General features: G+C 60.7%; 23 protein-coding genes. 8 read left to right on the plus strand and 15 right to left on the minus strand.

Annotated elements, in window-relative coordinates; genetic code table 11:
- Positions 1 to 134: 134 nt before the first annotated feature.
- The 5 genes from AB7M22_RS09740 to AB7M22_RS09760 form a co-directional block, all read right to left on the minus strand.
- Positions 135 to 968 (minus strand): helix-turn-helix domain-containing protein, encoded by an 834-nt coding sequence (locus AB7M22_RS09740; protein ID WP_454186101.1) that lies wholly within the window; start codon positions 966 to 968, stop codon positions 135 to 137.
- Positions 969 to 1,002: 34 nt separating this feature from the next.
- Positions 1,003 to 1,506, minus strand: a complete 504-nt coding sequence (locus tag AB7M22_RS09745; RefSeq protein WP_454186102.1) for a VOC family protein — start codon at positions 1,504 to 1,506, stop codon at positions 1,003 to 1,005.
- Between the two features lie 131 nt (positions 1,507 to 1,637).
- Positions 1,638 to 4,127, minus strand: coding sequence for a TonB-dependent siderophore receptor (locus AB7M22_RS09750; RefSeq protein WP_454186103.1), 2,490 nt, complete (start codon positions 4,125 to 4,127; stop codon positions 1,638 to 1,640).
- A 106-nt stretch (positions 4,128 to 4,233) separates the two neighbouring features.
- Positions 4,234 to 5,220 carry a FecR domain-containing protein gene (locus tag AB7M22_RS09755; RefSeq protein ID WP_454186104.1) on the minus strand — a complete coding sequence of 329 codons (987 nt, stop codon included), beginning with the start codon at positions 5,218 to 5,220 and terminating at the stop codon, positions 4,234 to 4,236.
- A gap of 4 nt (positions 5,221 to 5,224) precedes the next feature.
- Positions 5,225 to 5,749: a sigma-70 family RNA polymerase sigma factor gene (locus AB7M22_RS09760; RefSeq protein ID WP_454186105.1), complete on the minus strand. Its 525-nt coding sequence runs from the start codon at positions 5,747 to 5,749 to the stop codon at positions 5,225 to 5,227.
- 375 nt (positions 5,750 to 6,124) lie between these two features.
- On the opposite strand from AB7M22_RS09760, the gene AB7M22_RS09765 reads away from it, so the two are divergent.
- From AB7M22_RS09765 to AB7M22_RS09780, 4 genes are all read left to right on the plus strand, one after another.
- Positions 6,125 to 6,580: a (2Fe-2S)-binding protein gene (locus AB7M22_RS09765; RefSeq protein ID WP_454186106.1), complete on the plus strand. Its 456-nt coding sequence runs from the start codon at positions 6,125 to 6,127 to the stop codon at positions 6,578 to 6,580.
- Positions 6,581 to 6,604: 24 nt separating this feature from the next.
- Positions 6,605 to 8,773, plus strand: a complete 2,169-nt coding sequence (locus AB7M22_RS09770) for a molybdopterin cofactor-binding domain-containing protein (RefSeq protein ID WP_454186107.1) — start codon at positions 6,605 to 6,607, stop codon at positions 8,771 to 8,773.
- 1 nt (position 8,774) lies between these two features.
- On the plus strand, positions 8,775 to 9,353 hold the full coding sequence (locus AB7M22_RS09775) for a hypothetical protein (protein WP_454186108.1): 579 nt from the start codon (positions 8,775 to 8,777) through the stop codon (positions 9,351 to 9,353).
- Between the two features lie 73 nt (positions 9,354 to 9,426).
- Positions 9,427 to 10,047, plus strand: coding sequence for a GGDEF domain-containing protein (locus tag AB7M22_RS09780; protein WP_454186109.1), 621 nt, complete (start codon positions 9,427 to 9,429; stop codon positions 10,045 to 10,047).
- On the opposite strand, the gene AB7M22_RS09785 is transcribed toward AB7M22_RS09780, so the two are convergent.
- Together AB7M22_RS09785 and AB7M22_RS09790 are read right to left on the minus strand one after the other, a co-directional pair.
- Positions 10,038 to 11,315 (minus strand): amidase, encoded by a 1,278-nt coding sequence (locus AB7M22_RS09785; protein WP_454186110.1) that lies wholly within the window; start codon positions 11,313 to 11,315, stop codon positions 10,038 to 10,040. The two genes, AB7M22_RS09780 and AB7M22_RS09785, sit on opposite strands and share 10 nt — an antisense overlap.
- On the minus strand, positions 11,312 to 11,737 hold the full coding sequence (locus AB7M22_RS09790; protein WP_454186111.1) for a VOC family protein: 426 nt from the start codon (positions 11,735 to 11,737) through the stop codon (positions 11,312 to 11,314). Before AB7M22_RS09790 ends, AB7M22_RS09785 begins: the two co-directional genes overlap by 4 nt.
- Positions 11,738 to 11,849: 112 nt before the next feature.
- Between AB7M22_RS09790 and AB7M22_RS09795 the strand changes: the two genes are divergently transcribed.
- Entirely contained in the window at positions 11,850 to 12,716 is an 867-nt protein-coding gene (locus tag AB7M22_RS09795) for a LysR family transcriptional regulator (protein ID WP_454186112.1), read from the plus strand.
- A 180-nt stretch (positions 12,717 to 12,896) separates the two neighbouring features.
- Here AB7M22_RS09795 and fabI read toward each other — a convergent pair whose 3' ends face one another.
- From fabI to gloB, 8 genes are all read right to left on the minus strand, one after another.
- Positions 12,897 to 13,691: an enoyl-ACP reductase FabI gene (gene fabI, locus AB7M22_RS09800; RefSeq protein ID WP_007906751.1), complete on the minus strand. Its 795-nt coding sequence runs from the start codon at positions 13,689 to 13,691 to the stop codon at positions 12,897 to 12,899.
- A 21-nt stretch (positions 13,692 to 13,712) separates the two neighbouring features.
- A complete protein-coding gene (locus tag AB7M22_RS09805) occupies positions 13,713 to 15,323 on the minus strand; it encodes an ABC transporter ATP-binding protein (RefSeq protein ID WP_454186113.1) in 1,611 nt (536 codons plus the stop codon).
- Position 15,324: 1 nt separating this feature from the next.
- Positions 15,325 to 16,344: an ABC transporter permease gene (locus AB7M22_RS09810; RefSeq protein ID WP_007906755.1), complete on the minus strand. Its 1,020-nt coding sequence runs from the start codon at positions 16,342 to 16,344 to the stop codon at positions 15,325 to 15,327.
- A 1-nt stretch (position 16,345) separates the two neighbouring features.
- Entirely contained in the window at positions 16,346 to 17,419 is a 1,074-nt protein-coding gene (locus AB7M22_RS09815) for a microcin C ABC transporter permease YejB (RefSeq protein ID WP_008014542.1), read from the minus strand.
- Positions 17,420 to 17,423: 4 nt separating this feature from the next.
- Positions 17,424 to 19,265 carry an extracellular solute-binding protein gene (locus AB7M22_RS09820; RefSeq protein WP_454186114.1) on the minus strand — a complete coding sequence of 614 codons (1,842 nt, stop codon included), beginning with the start codon at positions 19,263 to 19,265 and terminating at the stop codon, positions 17,424 to 17,426.
- Positions 19,262 to 21,094, minus strand: coding sequence for an extracellular solute-binding protein (locus tag AB7M22_RS09825; protein WP_454186115.1), 1,833 nt, complete (start codon positions 21,092 to 21,094; stop codon positions 19,262 to 19,264). The genes AB7M22_RS09820 and AB7M22_RS09825 overlap by 4 nt, the downstream gene beginning before the upstream one ends.
- A gap of 231 nt (positions 21,095 to 21,325) precedes the next feature.
- On the minus strand, positions 21,326 to 22,780 hold the full coding sequence (locus AB7M22_RS09830; RefSeq protein ID WP_454186116.1) for a transglycosylase SLT domain-containing protein: 1,455 nt from the start codon (positions 22,778 to 22,780) through the stop codon (positions 21,326 to 21,328).
- A 99-nt stretch (positions 22,781 to 22,879) separates the two neighbouring features.
- Entirely contained in the window at positions 22,880 to 23,647 is a 768-nt protein-coding gene (gene gloB, locus AB7M22_RS09835; protein ID WP_454186117.1) for a hydroxyacylglutathione hydrolase, read from the minus strand.
- 65 nt (positions 23,648 to 23,712) lie between these two features.
- Here gloB and AB7M22_RS09840 point away from each other — a divergent pair, with 65 nt between their 5' ends.
- The 3 genes from AB7M22_RS09840 (at position 23,713) to dnaQ (ending at position 25,997) form a co-directional block, all read left to right on the plus strand.
- A complete protein-coding gene (locus AB7M22_RS09840; protein ID WP_007906764.1) occupies positions 23,713 to 24,471 on the plus strand; it encodes a class I SAM-dependent methyltransferase in 759 nt (252 codons plus the stop codon).
- Between the two features lie 92 nt (positions 24,472 to 24,563).
- Positions 24,564 to 25,016, plus strand: a complete 453-nt coding sequence (gene rnhA / locus AB7M22_RS09845) for a ribonuclease HI (RefSeq protein ID WP_003180633.1) — start codon at positions 24,564 to 24,566, stop codon at positions 25,014 to 25,016.
- Between the two features lie 222 nt (positions 25,017 to 25,238).
- On the plus strand, positions 25,239 to 25,997 hold the full coding sequence (gene dnaQ, locus AB7M22_RS09850; RefSeq protein WP_007906768.1) for a DNA polymerase III subunit epsilon: 759 nt from the start codon (positions 25,239 to 25,241) through the stop codon (positions 25,995 to 25,997).
- Positions 25,998 to 26,291 lie beyond the last annotated feature (294 nt).

Genomic DNA, 26,291 nt, shown 5'->3' on the forward strand with positions numbered 1-26,291 from the left:
CAACTCTTATTGCCAATGCTTTCCCTGTGGGAGCGGGCTTGCCCGCGATGGCGTCTGGTCAGCCAACAATGATGTCGAATGGACTACCGCTATCGCGGGCAAGCCCGCTCCCACAGGGGGGTGAGTCGCTTGAGTTAGCCGCGATACTGCCCCGGTGTCGCCGCCAGATGCTGTTTGAACGCACGTTGAAAATGCGCCTGGTCGGCAAACCCCGCTTCCAGCGCCACATCGGCGATTAACCTGCCGCTGCGCAGTCGATCCCGGGCGAACTGGATGCGCCGGTTGACCAGAAACGCATGGGGCGTCATGCCGTAATGCTGTTTGAAGGCGCGGATCAGGTAGGACGGTGACAGTTGCGCCGCCTCGCAAATGTCTTCGAGCTTGAGCATTTGCGTGCAGTTGTCGCGGATATAGTCGGCAGCCCGTTCCAGCTTGAAATTGGGTTCGCGCAGCGGTTGATCGACGGGGTTGAGCCGCTGTTGCACCTCGGTGAAAAACTCCACCGCCGCGCTGTGCTTGTACAACACGTCTTGCTGCGGATCGACCAATACCTCGTACAGATTCTTCAGCCCGGCGAACAGCTCGATGTCACGATTGTGGGTGACGGAGAACCGGCGAAACGCCGAGTCCTGGCTGAAGCCGAGCTGATGCTGCAAATCGGTCAACCAAGGTGTCTCGACGTACAGCATCAGGTACGACCACGGCTGGTCGTCGATCGGATTGCAGGCATGCACATCGCCGGGGTTCATCAACACCACGGTGCCGGCACTGACCTGAAACTCCGATTGCTCGTGAATATAGGTGCTGCGCCCGGCGGTGATCGCGCCAATGGAAAAATGCGCGTGAGAATGGCGGCTGTAGCAGACCTCGCGACCGTCGGCGATGGAACGGGCTTCGATGAAGGGCAGGGCGTCGTCGCGCCAGAAGCGCGGGGCTTTGTCTGCATCTTTGGCGACGGTGTGCTTCATCTCGGTGTCCTCGGCAGGCCAGGGCCCGAGTGTATTAGCTCTGGCCGGCAAAGGCTCGTTCCAGTTCGGCGATGTCGAGCTTTTTCATCTGCAACATCGCTTGCATGGCACGCTGGGATTTTGCCGTGTCCGGGTCTTGCATCATGTGCATCAGCGCCACCGGTACGATCTGCCACGACACACCGAATTTGTCCTTGAGCCAGCCGCATTGCTGAGCCTGCACGGGCCCACCGGCAGACAGGTTACCCCAGAAGTGATCGACTTCTTCCTGATTCTGGCAGTTGACCTGGAACGACACTGCTTCGTTGAAGGTGAACACCGGCCCGCCATTGAGTCCGGTGAAGGCATGACCATCGAGCTCGAAGCTGACGGTCATCACCGAACCTTCCGCACGGCCATGGATTTCCTGGCCGGCCTTGCCGTAATGGGTGATGGCGGTGATTTTCGAGTGATCGAAGATCGAGCAATAAAACTTCGCCGCCGCTTCGGCCTGATCGTCGAACCACAGGCAGGGGGTGAGTTTTGGAAAGCGTTGCATGGCGGTTGTCCTCGGCAGATTGAGCACGCTGGATAATCAGCGTAGTCAGTCCGCGGGCGACCGGTGGCGCCGTAGATCGACAACTCGCAAGAAAACGGCAACCGATCCTTCGGCAGCCGTTGAAGCAGGGCTCAGAAATCCCACTTGGTCGTCAGCTGCACACTGCGCGGTTCGCCGTAGAACCCGGTGCCGAAATTGCCGAGCCCCGTGTAATAGGTCTTGTCGAACAGGTTCTTGACGTTGACGGTCGCGCTCAGGTGATCGTTGAAGCGATAGCGTGCCATCAGGTCCACCAGGTAGTAGCTGTCCTGGGTGATGCGTGAGTACTGGCCGAAGTTGACCGTGTCGGAGGGGTTGGGCTGAAACACGTTGCCGAAAAACTCGCTTTGCCAGTTCACACCGCCGCCGACGGTCAGGTTTTCCCATGCGCCGGGCAGTCGATAGGTGCTGAACACGCGCACCACTTGTTCCGGGGCGGTGGTTTGCAGCACCGAGCCGTAGACGTAATCGCCTTTGGCATCGCGGGTGTGGTTGTAGGTGTAACCGGCCGACAGGTTCCAGCCTTCCATCACTTCACCGGCCAACTCGAACTCGAAGCCTTTGGTGGTCGCGCCCTGAACGGCCGTGTACACCGACTCGGTTTCGAAGCCGCTGACGTACTGGGCGATGTTGTCCTGTTCAATGCGGAACACCGCGAAACTGGCATTGAGGCGCCCACCAAAGTATTCGGCCTTGATGCCGGCTTCGTAGCTGTCGCCTTCCACCGGGTCGAGCAGTTGGCGCGCGGCGTCCTTGCTCATTTGCGGCTGATAGATGCTGGTGTAACTGGTGTACAGCGAATAAGTATCGTTGAGGTCGTAGATCAGCCCTGCGTAAGGGGTGACTACGCCAGTCTGGCGATAACCGTCGCGCACGTCGGGCGTGTTCGGATCGCTGTAGTCGAGGTGGTCGCTGCCCTTGAAGTCGCTGACCCGGCCGCCGAGGATCACCGACAGATCATCGGTGGGCTTGAGCCGGGTGGCCAGGTAGGCACCGGTCTGGCGCTGGACGATGTCGTTATCGCCGATGCGCGGGATGTCCGGTTTGGGGAACTCGCCACGCCAGTCAAAGACACTGCCGTTCAGGGCCGGATAGACCGAGCCGTGAACCGGGATGTCCTGGCGGGCGTTCATCGACATGAAACCGGCGATTAAATCATGCTCGCGACCGAACAGGCTGAAAGGGCCGGTGAGGTTGATGTCGATGTTGTCCTGAACCTGATCGCCCTTGAACTTGCCCATGTACATGAACATGCCGTTACCGGTGACCGGGTCCGGATTACCACCGCTGGCCGAGCCGAGCAGGGTGTCGTGCTGGCGGTGTTTGCGGTCGTAGCTGACTTTCAGCGTCCAGTCGTTGGCCAGTCGTTGTTCCACGGAGGCGAAAATCGTCTGGTTGGTGAAGTCGCGACGGCTCCAGTCGGTGGCCGGGTTGAAGGAGCGGGAGAAGTTGGTGCGCGAGCCGTCGCTGGAGTACATCGGGAAACCGGTCCAGCTGGCGCCGCGAGAACGGGTATTTTGCTGGTCCATGCCGAAGGTCAGCAGGGTGTCCGGGGTCAGGTCCGCTTCGAGGATGCCGTAGGCGATGTCCTTGGTGTTCTGGTAGTGATCCATGTAGGCGCTGCGATCCTGATAGACCCCGACGAACCGTCCGCGCACGTTGCCGCTTTCGGTCAGCGGGCCGGAAATGTCGCCTTCGCTGCGATAGTTGTCCCAGGAACCGACCGTGCCGGCGATCGATGCCTTGAATTCTTTGGTCGGGCGCTTGCGGATCAGGTTGACGGTGGCCGAGGGATCGCCCGAACCGGTCATCAGGCCCGTTGCGCCTTTGATGATTTCCACGCGGTCGAAGGTCGCCATGTCGGTGCTGGTGGTGCCGTAATCGTAGACACCGTCGTAGTCGGTGTTGACGCCGTCGTACTGGAAATTGGTGATCGGCAGGCCACGGCTGGAAAACTCCCAGCGTTCACTGTCGTAGTTCTGCACGCTGATGCCGGGGGCGCGGCGCAGGGTGTCGGCGATGCTGGTGGAACCCTGGTCGTCCATTTGCTGACGGGTGATGACGGTCACCGACTGCGGTGTTTCGCGCAGGGACAGCGGCAGGCCTGTAGCCGAAGACGTCGAACCGGTGGTGTAGGAATGAGTGTCTTCAGTGGTGGCGCCCAGCCCCTGACCGGAAATGTTCGTGGCGTCCAGTTCCAGCGCACCTTGCGAGGCCGGCACTGCTTGCAACACATAGCCGCCGTTGCCTTGGGGGTTGGCTTGCAGGCCACTGCCTTGCAACAGTCGCTGCAACGCTTGCGAGTCGGTGTAGTCGCCATCGAGGCCGGGGCTGCGCTTGCCGGCCGCGAGGTCGTTGTGACCGGCGAGGAAGACTCCGCTCTGCTCGGCGAAGCGATTGAGTACGCTGGCCAACGGTCCCGCCGCTATCGCGTAATGACGTGTCCGGGGGCTGGACTGTTCACTGGCGCCCGTGGTGTCTGCTTGGGCGAACGGTGCCGAAAAGCTCAGAAATGCAGCCGGGAGAGCCAGCGCCAAGGGGCGCAGGGCAAAACGAGTGCGGGTGAAGGCGTTGCGTGACATGGCGTTCCCTGGAATCAGTTCGATCGGCAATGTGAGGTGCTTCTGAGGGGTTAACCGAACGAGAAAGGCAAAAGGGAACCCGTTGCCGAAAAAGAGTTTTTTCCACTCAGGCTTTCGGGCCGACGCTGACCCACCAGGCGAAGGTTTTTTGCACCCGGATCGGCAATGCCGCTTCCAGCAGGCGCAATGCCTGATCGGTGTCCTTGAGCGGGAACGAGCCCATGACCGGCAGCTCGGCGACTGCCGGATCGCAGTGCAAATGCCCCGGACGGTAGCGATTCAATTCGTCGATCAACTGGCCCAGTGGCAGGTTGTCTGCCAGCAGCAGGCCATGGCGCCAGGCTTCCCGTGAGGGGCTGGCGGCGGTGCTCAGCGCTATTGCGCTGTCGCTGAACGCCAGTTGCCGACCGGCCTCGACAACCTGTACCGCGCCTTGGCGGGTGCGGACTTCAACCGCGCCTGCATAGACGTTCAGCAACGTCTGCCGATCCTCTTGGCGAACACTGAAGCGGGTACCCAGCGCCCGCAGTTGCCCTTGGGCGGTTTCCAGCAAAAACGGTCGACCGGGGTCCTTGGCGGTGTCGATCAACACTTCGCCGCACTGCAACTGCAGCAAACGTTGCGTGGCATCGAAGCGGACGTTCAGTGCGCTGAGTGCATTCAGCCAGATCCGGCTGCCATCGTTGAGCACGGTTTCGCGGGTTTCCCCGGTGCCGGTCGCGAGGTCGGCAGTGAACCGCCCGAACGTTTCCGGCAGCGGCGTGCCGCGCCAGGCGGCCCATCCCGTCAGGCTGCCAGCGGTGAGGATCAACAGGCTCTTGAGGGTCTGGCGGCGACTGATCGGCGAGCGCCCGGTGCTGCGCAGAACCTGGCTTATGGCCTGTTGTTCGCTGTCGTGTTGCAGCGGGGTGAAGCGTTGCCCGACCCGTTCGATGTAGCGCCAGGCGTCCTGATGGTCAGTACTTTGAGCCAGCCAATCCTGCCAGCGCAGGCGTTCGTGGTCGGCTACTTGTGGGTCGTGGAGTTGCACATACCACTGAGCCGCTTGCTCGAGGCTGGCATGGCTGAGTTTTTTCAAGGGGGCGGCGGGCATCGGGTTATTCAATCAGCAACCCATCGAGTTCGGCCTCGAGGATCGCGCAGTGCATCATGGCCTGGGCCAGGTACTTCTTGACCATGCGCTCGCTCACGCCGATCTCGCTGGCGATGAGTCGATAGGGCATGCCGTGCAACTGAGCCAGGATAAATGCATCGCTGACTCGTTTGGGCAAGCGCTGTAGCAGGGCGTCCACTTCGTGCAGGGTCTCGACAATGATCGCCCGTTGTTCCGGTGAAGGTTGCAAGGCGGGAGGGCGTACGGCGAGGGTCTGCAGCCAGGCGTGTTCCAACTGCCGACGACGCCAGTGATCAATGCACAAACCGCGAGCAATGGTCGCCAGGTAGGAGCGCTCTCGAACGTCGCAGTCAAACGCCTGTGGCCGCTTGAGCACTCGCATGAAGGTGTCATGAGCGAGATCCGCGGCATCCATCGCATTGCTGAGGCGTCGACGCAACAACTCGTACAGCCATTGGTGGTGGCAGGTATAGAGGTTTTGAACCGAAGAAAAGTCGGCGATTGTCATTGAGAGCACACGTCCATGGCGACCGGCGTCGCGGGTGCAAATAAGAATTGGTCGCGATTAAAGCAAATGGCCGGAAGTCTCGCAAATGATATTGGTTTGCTTTTAGGTAGTCCCAGGCCAACTTCCGATCAATCCGCGTAGCAGCGACCGGTGGTCGATGAACATGGCTTGTGGGTCAAATTGCGCTTAGCTGTAGGGATAACCCAAGGCGCGCGTAACCCGCCGACCTTGTAGGAGCGAAGCTTGCTCGCGAAGGCGTCATTGCTGTCACACCGCGTTATCGTTCTTCGCGGGCAAGCCTCGCTCCTACACGATAATGATGGCGTCGAGGCAGAGGCGCCCCTTCAGAACACCGTGAGTCTGAGGAAACCCGCAATGCTGACCCTTAATATCAATGGCAAGGACCAGGAACTGGATGTCCCCGCGGACATGCCATTGCTCTGGGTGCTGCGCGATGTCGCGCACCTGACGGGCACCAAATTCGGTTGTGGCATGGCCCAGTGCGGCGCCTGCACCGTGCACGTCGACGGCGCGCCGCTGCGCTCCTGCATAACGCCCGCCACGGCGGTGGCTAATGGGCAGAAAATTCTCACCATCGAAGGCTTGTCCGCTGATGGCTCGCACCCGGTCCAGCAAGCCTGGGCCGAACTCGACGTGGTCCAGTGCGGCTATTGCCAGTCGGGGCAGATCATGTCGGCGGCAGCGCTGCTGGCGAAGATCCCCAAGCCCACCGACAGTGACATCGACCAGGCGCTGTCCGGCAACATTTGCCGCTGCGGCACCTACCCAAGAATCCGCGCCGCGATCAAGCGTGCCGCCGAGATCGGTTGATACAACGTCGAAGGGAGTTGACCCATGAACAGAATCAACCCTGTCTCGCGTCGCGGTTTTCTCAAGGGCAGCGCAGTGTTGGGTGGCGGCCTGGTGGTGGCGTTTGTCATCCCGGGTGCCAATCGCTTTGCCCTCGGTGCCGAGAATCAAGGAAACGTTTTCGCCCCCAATGCCTTTTTACGCATTGGCAACGACAACAGCATCACCGTGCTGCTCGGCCATTCGGAAATGGGCCAGGGCATCTGGACCGGCCTGACCATGTTGATCGCCGAAGAGCTGGACGCCGACTGGTCGAAAATCCGTGTCGAACATGCACCGGCCTCGGGGGCCGATTATGGCCTGCCGGCGTTTGGCGGGATGCAGATCACCGGCGGTTCGACGTCGACCTGGATGGAGTTCGACCGCTATCGCCAGGCCGGAGCGGCGGCGCGCTTGATGCTGATCGAGGCGGCGGCCAAGCGATTCGACGTGGCGCCTTCGCAGATCCGCACCGAATCGGGCGTGGTCATGGCCGGCGACAAGCGCGCCACTTACGGCGAATTGGCGGATGACGCTGGCAAGCTGCCGGTGCCGGATCCGGCCTCGATCAAGTTCAAGGAGGCCAAGGACTGGAAGGTCATCGGCAAACCCACCAAGCGCCTCGACACCCCGGAGAAAATCACCGGTCAGGCCAAGTTCGGCATGGACGTGCAATTCGACGGACTCATGACGGCGATGGTCGCCCGCCCGCCGGTATTCGGTGGCAGCGTCAAATCCTTCGAAGGCGCCGAGGCGCTGGCGGTGCCGGGCGTGCACAAAGTGGTGCAGGTGCCCACGGGTGTCGCGGTGATTGCCGATCATTATTGGGCGGCGAAGCTGGGGCGCGATGCGCTGAAGGTCGAATGGGAGCTGGGGCCGAACGCCGGGCTCGACAGTCAACAACTGCTGGAAAGCTTCCGTAAACTCGCCGCCACCCCCGGCACTTCCGCCAGTAAGGCCGGGGATGCGACGGCGACGCTAGGCAAAGCGGCGAAGACGATTGAGGCTGAATACAGCGTGCCGTACCTGGCCCACGCGCCGATGGAACCGCTCAATTGCACGGTGAAAATCTCCAAGGACAAATGCGAAATCTGGACCGGCACGCAGTTTCAGACGCTGGATCAGATGATCGCGGGGAAGATCACCGGGCTCAAACCCGAACAGGTCGAGATCCACACCCAATTCCTCGGCGGCGGCTTCGGGCGTCGAGCCAACCCGACCTCGGATTTTGTCAGCGAAGCCGTGTACGTCGCCAAGGCGGCAGGCGCGCCGGTGAAAACCGTCTGGGCCCGAGAGGATGACATTCGCGGCGGTTACTACCGCTCGGCATTCCTGCATCAGGCGCGCATCGGCCTGGATGCCGACGGTATGCCAATGGCCTGGAAGCATGTCCTGGTCGGGCAGTCGATCCTGACGGGCACGTCGTTCGCGGCGACCATGGTCAAGGATGGCATCGACAAAACCTCCGTCGAAGGGGTGGCCGACAGCCCTTATCTTGAGGGGCTGGCCAACCACCAGGTCGAACTGCATTCACCGCAAACCGGCATCAGTGTGCTGTGGTTGCGTTCGGTGGGGCACACCCACACGGCATTCGTCATGGAGTCGTTGATCGATGAATTGGCAGACGCGGCCGGCAAGGATCCGGTGGAATACCGACGCGCCTTGCTCAAGGCGCATCCGCGGCATCTGGGCGTGCTGAATCTGGCGGTGGAGAAAGCCAACTGGAAAGCACCGTTGCCGGACGGTCACGCATTGGGCGTGGCGGTGCATGAATCTTTCGGCAGCTATGTCGCTCAGGTGGTCGAGGTGTCGCAGGACAACCTGGCGATTCGTGTGCACCGGGTGGTGTGCGCGGTGGACTGCGGCATTGCGGTCAATCCGCAGAGCATCGCCGCGCAGATGGAGTCAGGCATCACCTTTGGTCTCAGTTTTACCTTGCACAGCAAACTGACGTTCAAGGACGGTCAGGTGGAGCAATCCAATTATCACGACTATCAGGTGCTGCGCCTGAACGAGATGCCGGTGGTCGAGGTGCATATCGTCCCCAGTAGCGACAAGCCCGGTGGCGTCGGCGAGGTCGGTGTGCCTCCGGTGGCGCCGGCAGTGGCGAACGCGGTGTTTGCCCTGACCGGGCAGCGTCTGCGGGAACTGCCACTGCAACTGTCGGGGGTGTGAGATGAGACGACATCTGGTTCTTGGTACGGTGGTGTTGATCGGGCTGAGCGGCTATGCCTCGGACCTGTTCGCTGACGATAAAGCGGCGGTGAAGGCGTTCGACACGGTGCAGAAAGTGTTCCAGAGCCCGCGTTGTCAGAACTGTCATATCCCCGGCGATTCGCCGTTGCAGTTCGACGCCGGCATGCCTCACGCAATGAACGTGGTTCGCGGCATGGATGGCAAGGGTTCGGCCGGTTTGCCATGTGCTACCTGTCATGCCGAAAGCAATCCACCGGCCAGTTATGGGCCTCATGCACCGCCCGGGGCGCCGCATTGGAGCCTGCCGCCAGCCGCACACAAAATGGCCTGGATCGGTCTGCCAGCCGACAAGTTGTGCGCGATGATCAAGGACCGCTCCAGCAATGGCGATCGTGATTTTGCGGCACTGATCAAGCATGTCAGCGAGGACAAGCTGGTGCTCTGGGGCTGGCGTCCGGGTGAGGGACGGGCGCCGGTGCCGGTGCCCCACGATATTTTTGTCACCCAGTTCAAACTCTGGGCCGACGCTGGAGGGCCGTGTCCGCTGGCGGGTAGCTGACCAACGGCGCGTTTATAGGGAGTCATACCGGGTGTGAACGACTCTAACGTTCATATCCATCAAGGAGTGAATGATGTTAACCCCAGGTAAACCGCTCAAACCCGGCGCTGGCGCAGACCTGCGTGCGCCGAATGTCCTCGACAGCGCAGTGAAGGATCGCGATGTACTGCGCGACATGGCGCGTAAGGCCGAGCAAGAACTGATGGGCGTGCAGATGGCGAGCATGGATGAGTTGACGCTGCTCTCCAATCGACATGGCTTCGAGGCTTTGGCTCGGTTGGCGCTAGAGGCTTGTCAGCAGTTGGGCATACCCGCGACGCTGCTGTTTTTCGACCTTGATGACTTCAAGCGCATCAATCAGCTGTACGGTCGTGCCGAGGGCGACGATGCCCTGAAAACCTTCGCCGATGTGCTACGCATCGCCTTTCGCGAGAGCGATGTGATCGGCCGGTTGGGCAGCGATGAATTTGCTGCCTTGTTGACCGGCGCCGATACCGTGGAAATCGCCGCGATCAGAGCGCGCCTCGAAGAAATACTCAAGGAACGCAATGCCACGGCGCATCATGGCTATGACATTCGCTTCAGTATCGGGCAGATCGAGTTTGATCCTCGGCTACACCAGACAGCGGAAAATTTGCTGGCTTTGGTCGATAAGGCGATACGCGACCGACAGTTCGACGCTCGTCATTGTTGAGTGGCGTCTTGCAAGACCGCTGCAACGTGCCCGGCTGTTCGCAACAGCCGGCCATCGTCTCTGAACCGTCCGATTATCTGTAATCCGATCGGTAGACTGCCTTCGGCGCGAATCAGCGGAATATTTACTTGCGGCCAGCCGAACGCCCCCCAGAACTTGATGAAGTCCGACGGCCCGGTGCTTTCCAGGCCCATCGGCGCGACCATCGCGCAAGTGGCACCAAGCATGGCGTCGAAGGGGTGGCAAAGCTCATTCAAACGCGGGGCAAGATTGGCCAGGCGCGCCTTGGCAGCAGATTCCTGTTCCCATGTTGTCGCCGCCGCTCGCTCGAACATGGCCAGTGTCGAAGGGCTCAGTAGTGCCCGGTGTTGTTGAAACTCCTTCGCCAGCGAGCGAGCACCTTCGCAATCGTTGATCAACTGATGATCATCGAACACACCGGCAAACTCATCCGGCAGCCGCACTTCGCTGACGTGATGGCCGGCGCCGCGCAACTGATCCACTGCCAGCTCCAGCGCACGGGCCACCTCGGGGTCCACCTGGTCCCAGCGCGATGTGCGGCAGAAACCCAATTGCAGCGGACGCCGTTCGACGTCAGGTACTACGAAGCCGGGAATCAACACTCGCGCCACGAGGTGCAGATCACGTACCGATCGACCGTACCAGCCCACGGTGTCAAAGCTCGGCGCCAGCGGCTTTACGCCTTCCAGCGATACCAGGCCCAACGACGGTTTGAAGGCGAAGAGGCCGCAGTAGGACGCCGGCTTGAGCAACGAGCCAGCGGTCTGGGTGCCCAGTGCCAGGGCAAAGAAACCCGCTGCCATCCCGGCCGCCGAGCCAGCGCTGGAGCTGCCCGGCGTGCAGGCGAGGTTGTGGGGGTTGCGGGTCGGGCCGGTGTGCATGTACGCAAATTCGGTGGTGTGGGTCTTGCCCATGATCAGCGCTCCGGCCTGGCGCAGCAGCGTCACCACGTGGGCGTCGCGGGACGGTTGATGGCCGGCGTAAATGGGCGAATGAAATTGCGTGGGATGGTCGGCGCTGTCGAAGATGTCCTTGATGCCCACCGGCACTCCGGCCAGCAAGCCTTGGCCGGGGCATTGTGCGGCAGCGGCACGCACCTGGCGGGCATCGAACGAGACGAAGGCCTGGATGTCCGGCTCCAGCGTCTGAATGCACTCAAGAAAGCGCTCGGCGATGGCCGCAGCGCTCGTCTCGCCATGGGTTACTGCCTCGCTGAGAGCGGTGGCATCAAGAGCACGGCCGATCATTTGGCGAACAACTGGTCGATGTTCTTGAACGCCTTGAACTCCAGGGCGTTGCCGCAGGGGTCGAAGAGAAACATCGTGGCCTGTTCGCCCACCAGCCCCTGGAAGCGGATACCGGGCTCGATCACAAAACGGGTGCCCAGGGACTTCAAACGCTCGGCCAGGTTTTCCCATTCCTCCATGCCCAGCACTACGCCAAAGTGCGGAACCGGTACGTTATGTCCATCCACGGCATTGGTGTGGGCCGCTTCCTGAGACGCGTTTTTCGGCGCCAGGTGAATGACCAGTTGATGGCCGAAGAAATTGAAATCGACCCAATGGTCGCTGGAGCGACCTTCTTCCAGACCGAATACTTCGCCATAGAAACGTCGGGCGGCGGCCAAGTCGTAAACCGGGATAGCCAAGTGAAAAGGGGACAGTTGCATCGGAGGTACCTCGACAGGTTGGGTTGGGATCGAGTTTAGCCCTGTGCTTTTTGATTGAAAGACGATAGTTTTTGCGGCGAGCTCAAATTATTTCGATCAATTGGAGAGCCGCATGCTGCGGGAACTGAAAACCTTCATTGCCGTGACGCGCTATGGCACCTTCGCCGCGGCGGGCATGCACATCGGCCTCACGCAGTCGGCGGTCAGCGCACAGATTCGCAATCTGGAACAGGCGCTGGGCATTCGCTTGTTCGACCGAACGGGGCGCCAAGCGTTGCTCAATGCTGCAGGGCAACGAGCGTTGCCGATGGCCAGAGAGATGCTGGAAACCTTCAGTCGCATGGCCGTCAGCGATGATGTCAGCGAGTATCGCGGCGAGTTGAAGATTGGTGCGGTAGCTACGGTCCAGACCGGGCTGTTGCCCCAGGCGTTGTTACGATTGCGTCAACAGGCACCGCTGCTGGAGCCGAAGCTGGTGCCCGGTGTGTCGCTGAATCTGTTGAGTCAGGTCGACACCGGTGAGGTGGATCTGGCCATCCTGATCAAGCCGCCATTCGACTTGCCCAAGGAGTTGTCGGCACAGGTGATTCGCAAGGAGCCATTCGTGCTGGTCGTTCCGGCCAACCTTGAAGGCGATGACCCGCTGCAGTTGCTGGCGGACCATCCTCATGTGCGCTACGACCGCAACTCGTTCGGTGGACGCTTGATCACGCGATTTTTGCGCGAGCAGCGGATCGACGTGCACGTGGCCCTTGAGCTGGATGAACTGGAAGCCATCGTGAAAATGGTCGAGTGCGGATTGGGCATTTCATTGCTGCCCAAGGCAGGGCTGTGGCTTGAACACGGCGCCAGGGTGAGGGTGATCGAATTGGGCGAACTGACGCTCTATCGGGAGATCGTGTTGCTGCAGCGTTACAGCCAGCGTATGCAGCCGATCCAACAGTTGTTTGCGCGGTGCCTGACACCAATCGACGACTGAACCCACAACCCTGTGGGAGCGAGCCTGCTCGCGATGACGGACTGAGATTCACGTTTGATGTTGACTGACACACCGCTATCGCGAGCAGGCTCGCTCCCACAATGGAGCGAGTCGTCTCGTAAATTGCAGGCATAAAAAAACCCGCCTCCAGAGGCGGGTTTTTTCAGTGCAACTCGAAGATCACTCTTCGATGTTGCCCATGGCGGTGGTGTTGAAGCCGCCGTCTACGTACATGATTTCGCCGCTGATGCCGGACGCCAGGTCCGAGCACAGGAAGGCGCCGGCGTTGCCGACTTCGTCGATGGTGACGTTACGACGCAGCGGGGTTTGCGCTTCGTTGGCGGCCAGCATTTTGCGGAAGTTCTTGATGCCGGAAGCGGCGAGGGTACGGATCGGGCCAGCCGATACGCAGTTCACGCGGGTGCCGTCCGGGCCCAGGGAGCCGGCCAGGTAACGCACGCCAGCTTCCAGCGAAGCCTTGGCCATGCCCATCACGTTGTAGTTCGGCATGGTGCGCTCGGCGCCCAGGTACGACAGGGTCAGCAGGCTGCCATTGCGGCCTTTCATCATTTCGCGGCCAGCCTTGGCCAGGGCCACGAAGCTGTAGGCGCTGATGTCGTGAGCGATGCGGAAACCTTCACGGGTGGTGGCTTCGGTGAAGTCGCCGTCCAGTTGGTCGCCCGGGGCGAAGCCGACGGAGTGCACGATGCAGTCCAGGCCGTCCCACTTCTTGCTCAGTGCTTCGAAGACCTTGGCGATTTCTTCATCGCTGGCCACGTCGCACGGGAAGCACAGCTCAGGGCTCGAGCCCCAGCCTTGTGCGAATTCTTCGACACGACCCTTGAGTTTGTCGTTCTGATAAGTGAAGGCAAGCTCAGCGCCCTCGCGATGCATGGCGGCAGCGATGCCGGATGCGATGGACAGCTTGCTGGCGACACCGACGATCAGTACGCGCTTACCGGCGAGAAAACCCATGTGTTGCTCCTCTTTTCAGGTTTATTGCGCAGTGGCTGGTGCCAGAAAAGCGGCTTCCAGCAACTGCTGTGTATACGGATGTTGGGGGGCGGCAAAGATACTTTGCGCGTCTCCCTGTTCGACCACTTGGCCATGCTTGACCACCATCAGCTGGTGGCTCAGCGCTTTGACGACAGCCAGGTCATGGCTGATAAACAGATACGTCAGGTTGTACTTGGTTTGCAGTGAACGTAGCAGCTCCACCACTTGGCGTTGCACGGTGCGGTCGAGGGCCGAAGTCGGCTCGTCCAGCAGAATCAACGCCGGTTTTAGCACTAATGCCCGGGCAATGGCGATTCTTTGCCGTTGCCCACCGGAAAATTCGTGGGGGTAGCGGTGCCGGGTTTCCGGGTCCAGACCTACCTCCTTGAGTGCCGCAATAATCGCTTGTTCCTGTTCTGCCTCGGTGCCCATCTTGTGGATCCGCAGGCCTTCGCCGACGATCTGGCTCACGCACATCCGTGGGCTCAGGCTGCCGAAGGGGTCCTGGAACACCACCTGCATTTCCCGTCGCAGCGGTCGAATCTGTTGCTGCGTCAGGCAGTCTAGCTGCTTGCCTTCAAAACGGATGGCGCCTTTGCTACCGATCAGCCGCAAAATCGCCAGGCCGAGCGTCGACTTGCCGGAACCGCTTTCTCCCACAATCCCCAGGGTCTGGCCCTGGGGCAGACTGAAATTGATCCCGTCGACCGCTTTGATATGGTCCACGGTCTTTTTCAGAAAGCCTTTCTTGATCGGGAACCAGACTTTCAGGTCCTCGACTTGCAGCAAGGGCGGGCCGATAACGTTAGTCGCCGGCTTGCCGCTGGGCTCCGCTGCCAGCAGTTCCCGCGTGTACGGATGCTGCGGCGCGCGGAACAATTCTTCGCACGATGCCTGTTCGACGATGCAACCACGCTGCATGACACATACGCGATGCGCAATTCTTCGTACAAGGTTCAAATCGTGACTGATCAGTAACAATGCCATGCCCAGACGGGCCTGCAATTCCTTGAGCAGTTCGAGAATTTTCAGTTGAACGGTCACGTCCAGCGCCGTGGTCGGTTCGTCGGCAATCAACAGTTCCGGCTCATTGGCCAGGGCCATCGCGATCATCACCCGCTGACGCTGGCCGCCGGACAATTCGTGGGGCAGGGCCTTGAGGCGCTTCTCCGGTTCGGGGATGCCGACCATTTCCAGCAGTTCCAGCGTGCGTTTGGTCGCGACTTTGCCGGTCAGGCCTTTGTGGATGCCCAACACTTCGTTGATCTGCTTCTCGATCGAATGCAGCGGATTGAGCGAGGTCATCGGCTCCTGGAAGATCATCGCGATCCGGTTGCCGCGGATGTGGCGGATGGTTTTCTCTTTCAGGTCCAGCAGATTCTGGTCGGAATAAGTGATAGTGCCGGACGGATGCCGGGCCAGCGGGTAGGGCAGCAGTCGCAGGATCGAGTGGGCGGTCACCGATTTGCCGGAGCCGCTTTCGCCCACCAGCGCCAGGGTTTCGCCACGCTTGATGTCGAAGCTCACGCCTTCGACCACCCGCTGCACGCGTTCACCGACGACAAATTCGACGGCCAGGTCGCGCACTTCGATCAGATTGTCCTGATTCATTTCACTTCCTCGGGTCGAAGGCATCGCGAGCGGACTCGCCGATGAACACCAGCAAACTCAACATCAGCGCCAGCACCGCAAACGCACTCATACCGAGCCACGGCGCTTGCAGGTTGGATTTGCCCTGGGCCACCAGTTCACCCAGGGACGGCGCGCCCGGCGGCAGGCCGAAGCCGAGGAAATCCAGGGCGGTCAGGGTGCCGATGGCGCCGGTCAAGATGAACGGCATGAAGGTCATGGTCGAGACCATGGCGTTGGGCAAAATGTGGCGGAACATGATCGCACCATTCTGCATGCCCAGCGCCCGCGCCGCGCGCACGTATTCCAGGTTACGACCGCGCAGGAATTCGGCGCGCACCACATCCACCAGGCTCATCCACGAGAACAGCAGCATGATCCCCAGCAGCCACCAGAAATTTGGCTGCACGAAACTGGCCAGAATGATCAGCAGGTACAGCACCGGCAACCCGGACCAGATCTCCAGAAAACGCTGTCCGGCCAGATCGACCCAGCCGCCATAAAAACCCTGCAAGGCCCCGGCGATCACGCCGATGATCGAGCTGAGAATGGTCAGGGTCAGGGCAAACAACACCGAAATCCGGAAGCCGTAAATCACCCGGGCCAGCACATCGCGCCCCTGATCGTCGGTGCCCAGCAGGTTATCGGCCGAAGGCGGCGCCGGGGCCGGGACTTTCAGGTCGTAGTTGATGCTCTGGTAGCTGTAGGGGATCGGCGCCCACACAACCCAGGCGTCCTTGGCCTTGAGCAGTTCGCGGATGTACGGGCTCTTGTAGTTGGCTTCCAGCGGGAATTCGCCACCGAACGCGGTTTCCGGGTAGCGCTTGAGGGCCGGGAAGTACCAGGCGTTGTCGTAGTGCACCACCAGCGGTTTGTCGTTGGCGATCAGTTCGGCACCGAGGCTTGCGCCGAACAGAATCAGGAACAGCCACAGCGACCACCAGCCACGCTTGTTGGCCTTGAACAGTTCGAAACGTCGGCGATTGAGAGGGGACAGGTTCATCTCAATGCTCCCGGCTTTCGAAGTCGATGCGCGGGTCGACAAAGGTGTAGGTGAGGTCACCGATCAATTTCACCACCAACCCCAGCAGGGTGAAGATGAACAGCGTGCCAAAGACGATCGGGTAGTCGCGGTTGATCGCCGCTTCGAAACTCATCAAACCGAGGCCGTCGAGGGAGAAAATCACTTCCACCAACAAAGAGCCGGTGAAAAAGATCCCGATGAACGCCGAAGGGAAACCGGCGATCACCAGCAGCATGGCGTTGCGAAACACATGGCCGTAGAGCACGCGATGGCGGGTCAGGCCCTTGGCCTTGGCGGTGACCACGTATTGCTTGTTGATTTCATCGAGGAAGCTGTTCTTGGTCAGCAGCGTCATGGTCGCGAAGTTGCCGATCACCAATGCGGTCACCGGCAGTGCCAGGTGCCAGAAGTAATCGAGGATCTTGCCGCCGGTGCTCAGCTCGTCGAAGTTGTTCGAAGTCAGGCCCCGTAGCGGAAACCAGTCGAAATAGCTGCCGCCGGCGAACACCACAATCAGCAGGATGGCGAACAGGAACGCCGGGATCGCGTAGCCGACGATGATCGCCGAACTGGTCCAGACGTCGAAGTGGCTGCCGTGTCGCGTCGCCTTGGCGATCCCCAGCGGGATCGACACCAGGTACATGATCAGCGTGCTCCACAGCCCCAGGGAGATCGACACCGGCATCTTTTCCTTGATCAGGTCGATGACCTTGGCGTCGCGGAAGAAGCTGTCGCCGAAATCCAGGGTGGCGTAGTTCTTGATCATGATCCACAAACGTTCCGGCGCCGATTTGTCGAAGCCGTACATGTGCTCGATTTCCTTGACCAGCGCCGGGTCCAGGCCCTGTGCACCGCGATAGGCGGAACCTGCCACCGACACCTCGGCACCGCCGCCGGCAATGCGGCTGGTGGCGCCTTCGAAGCCTTCGAGCTTGGCGATCATCTGTTCCACCGGCCCGCCGGGGGCGGCCTGGATGATCACGAAGTTGATCAGCAAAATGCCGAGCAGGGTCGGGATGATCAGCAGCAGTCGCCGAAAAATATACGCCAGCATCTGATTACTCCATGCCCGCAGGGTCGGCTTGCAGTTTGGTTTCGACTTCTATCGGCAATGTCGCGTCGGGCTTGACCCACCAGGTATTGATGCCGATGTCATATTTGGGCGAAACCTTCGGGTGGCCGATGTGGCTCCAGTACGCCACGCGCCAGGTCTTGATGTGCCAGTTGGGGATCACGTAATAACCCCATTGCAGCACCCGGTCCAGCGCCCTGGCGTGGGCCACCAGGCTTTGGCGTGAGTCGGCGTTGATCAGTTGCTCGACCAGTTGATCCACCACCGGGTCTTTCAGGCCCATGGAGTTGCGGCTGCCCGGTTTGTCGGCAGCGGCAGTCATCCAGAACTCGCGCTGTTCGTTACCCGGCGAGTTGGACTGCGGGAAACTGCCGACGATCATGTCGAAATCCCGGGAGCGCACGCGGTTGATGTATTGCGAGACGTCGACGCGGCGGATCACCAGGTCGATGCCCAGGTCGCTGAGGTTGCGCTTGAACGGCAGCAGCACCCGCTCGAACTCGGTCTGGGCCAGCAGGAATTCGATGGTCACCGGTTTGCCGGTGGCGTCGACCATCTTGTCATCGACGATCCGCCAGCCCGCCTCTTGCAGCAGTTGATAGGCCTTGCGCTGCTGGGTGCGGATCATGCCGCTGGCGTCGGTCACCGGGTTCTGGAACACCTCGCTGAACACCTGCTCGGGAATCTTGCCGCGGAACGGGTCGAGGATCGCCAGTTGATCTGCGTCCGGCAGGCCGGTGGCGGCCATTTCCGAGTTTTCGAAGTAACTGCGGGTGCGCGCATAGGCGCCGTTGAACAATTGCTTGTTGGTCCATTCGAAATCCAGCAACAGGGTCAGTGCCTGACGCACACGCACATCCTGAAACACCGGGCGGCGCAGGTTGAACACGAAGCCTTGCATGCCGGTGGGATTGCCGTTGGGAATCTCTTCCTTGATCAGCCGACCTTCGGTCACTGCCGGAATGTTGTAGGCCTTGGCCCAGTTTTTCGCGGCCATTTCCAGCCAGTAGTCGAACTGGCCGGCCTTGAGCGCTTCCAGCGCGACGGTGTTGTCGCGGTAGTAGTCGGTGGTCAGTACGTCGAAGTTGTAGAAGCCACGATTGACTGGCAGGTCCTTGCCCCAGTAATCCTTGACCCGCTCATAGCGCACCGAACGTCCGGCCTTCACTTCGCTGACTTTGTACGGGCCGCTGCCGAGCGGCAGTTCCAGGTTGCCCTTGTTGAAGTCGCGGGTGGCCCACCAATGCTTGGGCAGCACCGGCAACTGGCCGAGGATCAGCGGCAATTCACGATTGTTGTTGTGCTTGAACTTGAACAGCACTTTGAGCGGGTCTTCGGCGACCACTTCTTCCACGTCGCTGTAATAGCCGCGGTAGAGCGGGGCGCCGTCCTTGATCAGGGTCTGGAAGCTGAACACCACGTCTTCGGCACGCACCGGGTGGCCGTCGTGGAAGCGTGCTTCGGGACGCAGGTAGAAGCGCACCCAGCTGTTGTCCGGGGCTTTCTCGATTTTGCCGGCGATCAGGCCATATTCGGTAAACGGCTCATCCAGACCCTGTTTGGCCAGGGTGTCGTAGATCATGCTGATGTCGTCGGCCGGCACGCCTTTGTTGATGAACGGGTTGAGGCTGTCGAAGCCACCGAACCCGGCCTGGCGGAAGATCCCGCCCTTGGGTGCGTCGGGGTTTACGTAATCGAAGTGTTTGAAGTCGACCGGGTATTTCGGCGGCTCGTTGTACAGGGTCAAGGCATGTTGCGGGGCGGCGCAGGCCAGCCCGGCGAACAACAGACCGCTGGCCTGCAAGAGCAGGGCGCGTACGGGGTTCATTGATCTTTCTCCGAAGATTTCAGCCACCACGCGCTCAGGCCCAGGGTGTAGGGCGGCGTAGTGACGAAGGCGAACCGGTTGCGGTAGGCCAGGCGGTGATAATTGAGGTACCAATTGGGAATGATGTAGTGCTGCCACAGCAGCACCCGGTCCAGCGCCTTGCCGGCGGCGACTTGTGCATCACGGGTCTGGGCGGCGAGCAGTTGTTCGAGTAAATGGTCGACCACCGGGTTGGCGATACCTGCGTAATTCTTGCTGCCCTTGACCCCGACCTGGCTGGAGTGGAAGTACTGCCATTGCTCCAGACCCGGGCTGAGGGTCTGGTTGAGGGTCATCAGGATCATGTCGAAATCGAACTGATCGAGGCGTTGTTTGTATTGGGCGCGATCAACCGTGCGCAGCCGTGCGTCGATGCCGATACTGGCGAGGTTCTCGACGTAGGGCTGAAGGATGCGCTCCAGGTTCGGGTTGACCAGCAGGATCTCGAAACGCAACGGTTGGCCGATGGTGTTCTGCAGTCGCTGACCGTTGAGCTTCCAGCCGGCCTCGGCGAGCAGCTCCAGGGCCTTGCGCATGGTTTCCCGCGGAATGCCGCGGCCTTCGGTCTGCGGCAGGCTGAACGGCTCGGTGAGCAGCTTGGCGGGCAACTGATCGCGATAGGGCTTGAGCAGCAGCCACTCATGACCGACTGGCAGCCCGGTCGCGGAGAACTCGCTGTTGGGGTAATAACTCATGGCGCGCTTGTAGGCGCCGCTGAACAGCGTGCGGTTGGTCCACTCGAAGTCGAACATCAGCCCCAGCGCTTCGCGGACCTTGGCCTCGGCGAAAGTGGGTCGCCGGGTGTTCATGAACAGGCCCTGGCTCTGGGTCGGGATCTGGTGCGCGATTTGCGCCTTGATCACATCGCCACGGCGCACGGCCGGGAAATTGTAACCGTTGGCCCAGTTCTTCGCCTGGTGTTCGATGTAGATGTCGAACTCACCGGCCTTGAACGCTTCGAAAGCCACGTCGCTGTCACGGTAGAACTCGACTTCCATGCGATCGACGTTGTACTTGCCGCGATTGACCGGCAGGTCTTTGCCCCAGTAATCCTTGACCCGTTCGAAGACGATCTGCCGCCCGGGCGTTACCGAGGTGATGCGATACGGCCCGCTGCCCAATGGCGGCTCGAAGGTGGTGGCCTTGAAATCGCGACCTTCCCAGTAATGCTGGGGCAACACCGGCAACTCGCCCAGGCGCAGGATCAGCAGCGGATTACCGGAGCGTTTGAAGACGAAACGGATGCGCCGTGGGTTGAGGATGTCGACCCGCGACACTTCCTGAAGGTTGGTGCGGTATTGCGGGTGACCTTCCTTGAGCAGCAAACGGTAAGAGAACGCCACGTCGTAAGCGGTGATCGGCGTGCCATCGTGGAAACGCGCTTCGGGCCGCAGGTTGAACACCACCCAGCTGCGGTCCTCGCTGTATTCCACCGATTGGGCAATCAGGCCATAACTGGACGTCGGCTCATCGCCGGAGGGCGCGTATTGGCCGGTGCCGACCATCAACGGTTCATTGAGCTCGTTGATGCCGTATTGCAGGAAGTTGGCGGTGGAAACCGGGCTCGAACCTTTGAATGTGTAAGGGTTGAGCGTATCGAAGGTGCCAAACGCCATCACCCGCAACGTACCGCCCTTGGGCGCTTGCGGGTTGACCCAGTCGAAGTGGGTAAATCTGGCCGGGTACTTGAGCGTGCCGAACTGCGCATAACCATGGCTTTCGCTGATCGTCGCGCTTGCGGGGGAGCTCAAGGCCAGGCTGATCAGGAGCAGGAGGAGGGGACGCTTCAAGTCAGAGATCCGATCCAGGCGGCTTGGGCTTTGTGGGCCGTACAGTAACAGCTTGTATCGACAGGAAAAAGACGGGGGGTTAATGCGGGCTTAATGCGGAGGCAGGTCGAAAAAAAAGATCGCAGCCTGCGGCAGCTCCTACACCGATCATGTACATCCGCGATTGATTGGATGTACGCATTATCTGTAGGAGCTGCCGAAGGCTGCGATCTTTTCGGCATCACATCAATCTTAATGCGGCGAAGCAACCGTCAGCATCTGCCCCGGCTTCAGCGCCTGGCCAACCCGAGGGTTCCAGCGCTTGAGGTGCTGCATTTCAACGTTGAAGCGTTTGGCGACCATGTACAGCGAGTCGCCTTGCTTGACCTTGTACTGGGTCTGTTGCGTCTTGTTGGTTACCTTGCCGTTGGTCTTGCTGTTCGCCGCGACCACGGTGTTGACGCGTCCGGATTTGCGCTTGGTGGTGTCTTGCATCACCAGGGTCTGGCCGACCTTGAGGTCTTTGCCGTTCAGCTTGTTCCAGCGTTGCAGGTCTTTGACCTCGACCTTGTTGGCCTTGGCGATGGTGCCCAGATTGTCGCCGCGTTTGACCCGATAGGCGCGCTTGAGGCTGGCGATTTCGCTGTCGTCTGCGCCTTCGAACACCGGCTTGAACGATCGCTGGCTGATCAACTCTTCAGGGCGCATGGTCGACAGGCTGGCGGTCAGCAGTTGCGCCTTGGACGTTGGCACCAGCAGATGCTGGGGGCCGTCGATGGTAGTGCGCTGCTTGAAGGCCGGGTTGAGCTGGAACAGTTCGTCTTCGTCGATGTTGGCGACGGCGGCAACCTTGGACAGGTCCATGCGCTGGTTGATTTCGACGACCTGGAAGTACGGTTCGTTGGCGATCGGGTTGAGGTTCACGCCATAGGCGTCGGGCGCCAGGACCACTTGCGACAGGGCCAGCAGTTTCGGCACATAGGCCTGGGTTTCCGCTGGCAGCGGCAGGTTCCAGTAGTCGGTCGGCAGGCCGAGTCGTTCGTTGCGCTCGATGGCCCGGCTGACCGTGCCTTCGCCGGCGTTGTAGGCCGCCAGGGCCAGCAGCCAGTCGCCGTTGAACATGTCGTGCAGGCGGGTCAGGTAATCCATGGCCGCGGTGGTCGAGGCGGTGATATCGCGACGGCCATCATAGAAACGGGTTTGACGCAGATTGAAGTAACGCCCGGTGGATGGAATGAATTGCCAAAGACCCACCGCGTCGGCCCGGGAATAGGCCATCGGGTTGTAGGCGCTTTCAATCACCGGCAACAGCGCCAGTTCCAGCGGCATGTTGCGTTCTTCAAGGCGTTCGACGATGTAGTGAATGTAGAGGCTGCCGCGTTCGCCGGCATTTTCGAGGAAGGACGGGTTACTGGCGAACCACAGGCGCTGTTGCTCGATGCGCGGGTTGACACCCAGATTGTCCTGCAACTGGAAGCCTTGGCGCATGCGCTCCCAGACGTCCTGTGGAATTTGTGGTGTTGGTTTTTCGCTGAGCCAGATAGGTTTCTGCTTGGCTCGAGCGGCAATATTCGGAGTGTGTGTCGCTTCGGTCTGCGGCACATGGCTCGAGCAGCCCGCCAAAGTGGCGGACACAGCCACCGCGATGGCTTGAGCCAAGCGGGTCAATGCGTCTGAACTGATGGCTTTACGAATAGGTGACGACATTGGCTGGAAGTAAGTTCCGGGCAAAAATGTCGGGCGATTCTAGAAAGCGTACCCCCTGCGGTCAACCATTCAGAATTTTTGTACCAACGTGATGGCTACTTAGAACTTATCTTTCCAGGCACGTAGAGCAGCAAAAACCGCACTCGGAGCCCGGTTTTGGGTTCCATTCCGTTCGTCCACTTTTTCTTTAACGGATGTTTCGTCGACGCGCAAAAACGGGTTGGTAAGCTTTTCAAGCGCCAGAGTAGAGGGCAGCGTCATGATTCCGGCTTCACGTTGTGCAGTGACTTTTTCCAGACGTGCGGCGGTGTCCGGATTGCCCGGTTCGACCGCTGCGGCAAACTTCAGGTTGCTCAAAGTGTATTCGTGAGTGCAGTAGACCAGCGTGTCTTCGGGCAGCGCGGCGAGGCGGCTCAGCGAGTGATGCATTTGCTCCGGCGTGCCTTCGAACAGGCGTCCGCAACCGGCGGCGAACAGGGTGTCGCCGCAAAACAAATGGCCCTGGTGATAAAAGGCAATGTGTCCGAGGGTATGGCCCGGCACTTGGATGACGTCGAAGTCCCAGCCCAGCACGCTGATGCGGTCGTTGTCCTTGAGCGCCACGTCCCGCGCCGGGATGCTTTCACTGGCCGGGCCGTAGACTGTCGCGTCTGTCGCTTTTTTCAGCCGCTCGACGCCGCCGACATGGTCATGATGGTGATGAGTGATCAAAATGTCGCTTAACACCCAACCTGGGTGCGCCGCGAGCCAGGCCTGCACTGGCGCGGCATCGCCCGGATCGACCACGGCGCAGCGCTGGGTGCTGTGGTCTTGTAACAACCAGATGTAGTTGTCGGTGAAGGCGGGCAGGGCACTGATCTGTATCATCGTCGGATTCGCCAAGCGGAAAACATTGGCGCATCTTAGAACTTCCTGGCGCGTTGGAGAATGCAATGACCGATAAAGCGTTCGCTCAGGCCGATCCTGAGTGGCTGACATTGATCAGCGCAGCCCGTGAATGGCTGTCCGGGCCCATCGGGCAATTTCTGCTGGACGAAGAACGACGCATGCTCGAAGACGAGTTGGGGCGCTTCTTCGGCGGCTACCTGGTGCATTACGGCCCCTCGGCGCAGACACCGCCGTCGGCGCCGCAGGTCCAGCGCAATGTGCGCCTCGGCGCGCCGTTGCCGGGGGTCGAGATTGTTTGCGAAGAGCAGGCCTGGCCTTTGAGCGAGCACGCCGCCGATGTGGTGGTGTTGCAGCATGGGCTGGATTTTTGCCTGTCGCCCCACGGTCTGCTGCGCGAAGCGGCGAGCAGCGTGCGCCCTGGCGGGCATCTGCTGATTGTCGGGATCAACCCCTGGAGCAGCTGGGGGCTGCGTCGTGTGTTCGCCCACGACGCCTTGCGCAAGGCCCGCTGCATTTCGCCATCGCGAGTCGCCGACTGGCTGAACCTGCTGGGTTTCGCGCTGGAGAAACGCCGCTTCGGGTGCTATCGTCCGCCCCTTGCGTCGCCTGCCTGGCAAGCCCGTCTGGCCGGTTGGGAACGCAAGGCGGGTGACTGGCAATTGTCCGGTGGTGGCTTCTATTTATTGGTCGCGCGCAAGATCGTGGTGGGCCTGCGGCCGGTGCGCCAGGAGCGGCGCGAACCGATGGGCAAGTTGATTCCGTTGCCGATGGCCAAGGTCAACCGTCGCCACCTCGAACCGTAATACACATTTTATTTTCCCGGCCGGGTTCGCCCCGGCCTCGGGCATCGTCGGTCACCGATCGGCGAGCCACCGCATTTTCTGGATAGATTGGCATGAGCGATAGCGTAGAACTCTTCACCGATGGCGCCTGTAAGGGCAACCCTGGCCCGGGCGGCTGGGGTGCGTTGTTGGTATGCAAGGGCGTTGAAAAAGAACTCTGGGGCGGCGAAGCCAACACCACCAACAACCGCATGGAATTGATGGGTGCGATCCGTGGCCTGGAAGAGCTCAAGCGCTCCTGCGACGTGTTGCTGGTGACCGACTCCCAGTACGTGATGAAAGGCATCAACGAGTGGATGGCCAACTGGAAGAAACGCGGCTGGAAAACCGCGGCCAAGGAGCCGGTGAAAAACGCCGATCTGTGGAAGCTGCTCGACGAACAGGTCAACCGCCACAACGTCACCTGGAAATGGGTGCGCGGGCACATCGGCCATCATGGCAACGAACGAGCCGACCAACTGGCCAACCGTGGCGTTGATGAAGTGCGTGGGTACAAGCAGGCCTAGACCCTGATCATTCCCACGCTCCGCGTGGGAATGCAGCCCGGGACGCTCTGCGTCCCATTGGAACGCGGAGCGTCCCTTGAGGCATTCCCACGCAGAGCGTGGGAACGATCAGTGGGAGCGAGCCTGCTCGCGATGGGGGTAACACGGTGTACCTGAAAGACCCCGGCGAGCGTGTTAACATCGCCGCTTTTGCACGATTGACCCGTTGAGAGCTGAGCACTGATGGCCACCAGATCCGTTGTACTCGATACCGAAACCACCGGCATGCCGGTGACCGACGGCCACCGGATTATCGAAATCGGTTGTGTCGAGTTGATTGGTCGGCGACTGACCGGCCGGCATTTCCACGTTTACCTGCAACCGGATCGCGAGAGTGATGAAGGCGCCATCGGCGTCCACGGCATCACTAACGAATTCCTGGTGGGCAAGCCGCGTTTCACTGAAGTGGCCGATGAGTTCTTCGAGTTCATCAAGGGTGCGCAGCTGATCATCCATAACGCGGCGTTCGACGTTGGCTTCATCAACAACGAATTCGCCCTGATGGGCCACCACGACCGCGCGGACATCACGCAACACTGCTCGATCCTCGACACCCTGATGATGGCCCGGGAGCGTCACCCGGGGCAGCGCAACAGCCTCGACGCCTTGTGCAAACGCTATGGCGTCGACAACTCCGGCCGTGAGCTGCACGGCGCCTTGCTCGACTCCGAGATTCTCGCCGACGTTTACCTGACCATGACCGGCGGCCAGACCAGCCTGTCGCTGGCCGGCAACGCGTCCGATGGCAATGGTTCAGGTGAGGGCGCGGATAACTCCGCCACCGAAATCCGTCGGCTGCCGGCCGATCGTCAGCCGGCCCGGATCATCCGTGCGAGTGAAGAAGATCTGGCCCAACACGTTGCACGTCTTGAAGCCATCGCAAAATCCGCTGGCGCTCCGTCGCTTTGGCAGCAACTGGCCGAGGCCAAGGCTCAGGCCTGAGCCCCTTCGAGCGGAAGGGCTTTTGTAGCGAGGGAGCTTTCCTGCGGTTAGGGGGGGCTTGTCTGTGGCGAGGGGGCTTGCCCCCGTTGGGGCGCGAAGCGGCCCCGGCTTTTGTCAGATTCACCGCATTGGCAGGTTTACAACTGCTGCGCAGCCGAACGGGGGCAAGCCCCCTCGCCACAGGTAAACTTTCTGAACAATGGGTTTGCTGGCCACATGCTGGTGCGCCCGCCGACCCACTTCAGGGCATCCCGCTCGCCACATGCGCTTCAACCCTCTACCCTGAGGTTATTG

The sequence above is a fragment of the Pseudomonas sp. ADAK2 TE3594 genome, from assembly GCF_053628675.1.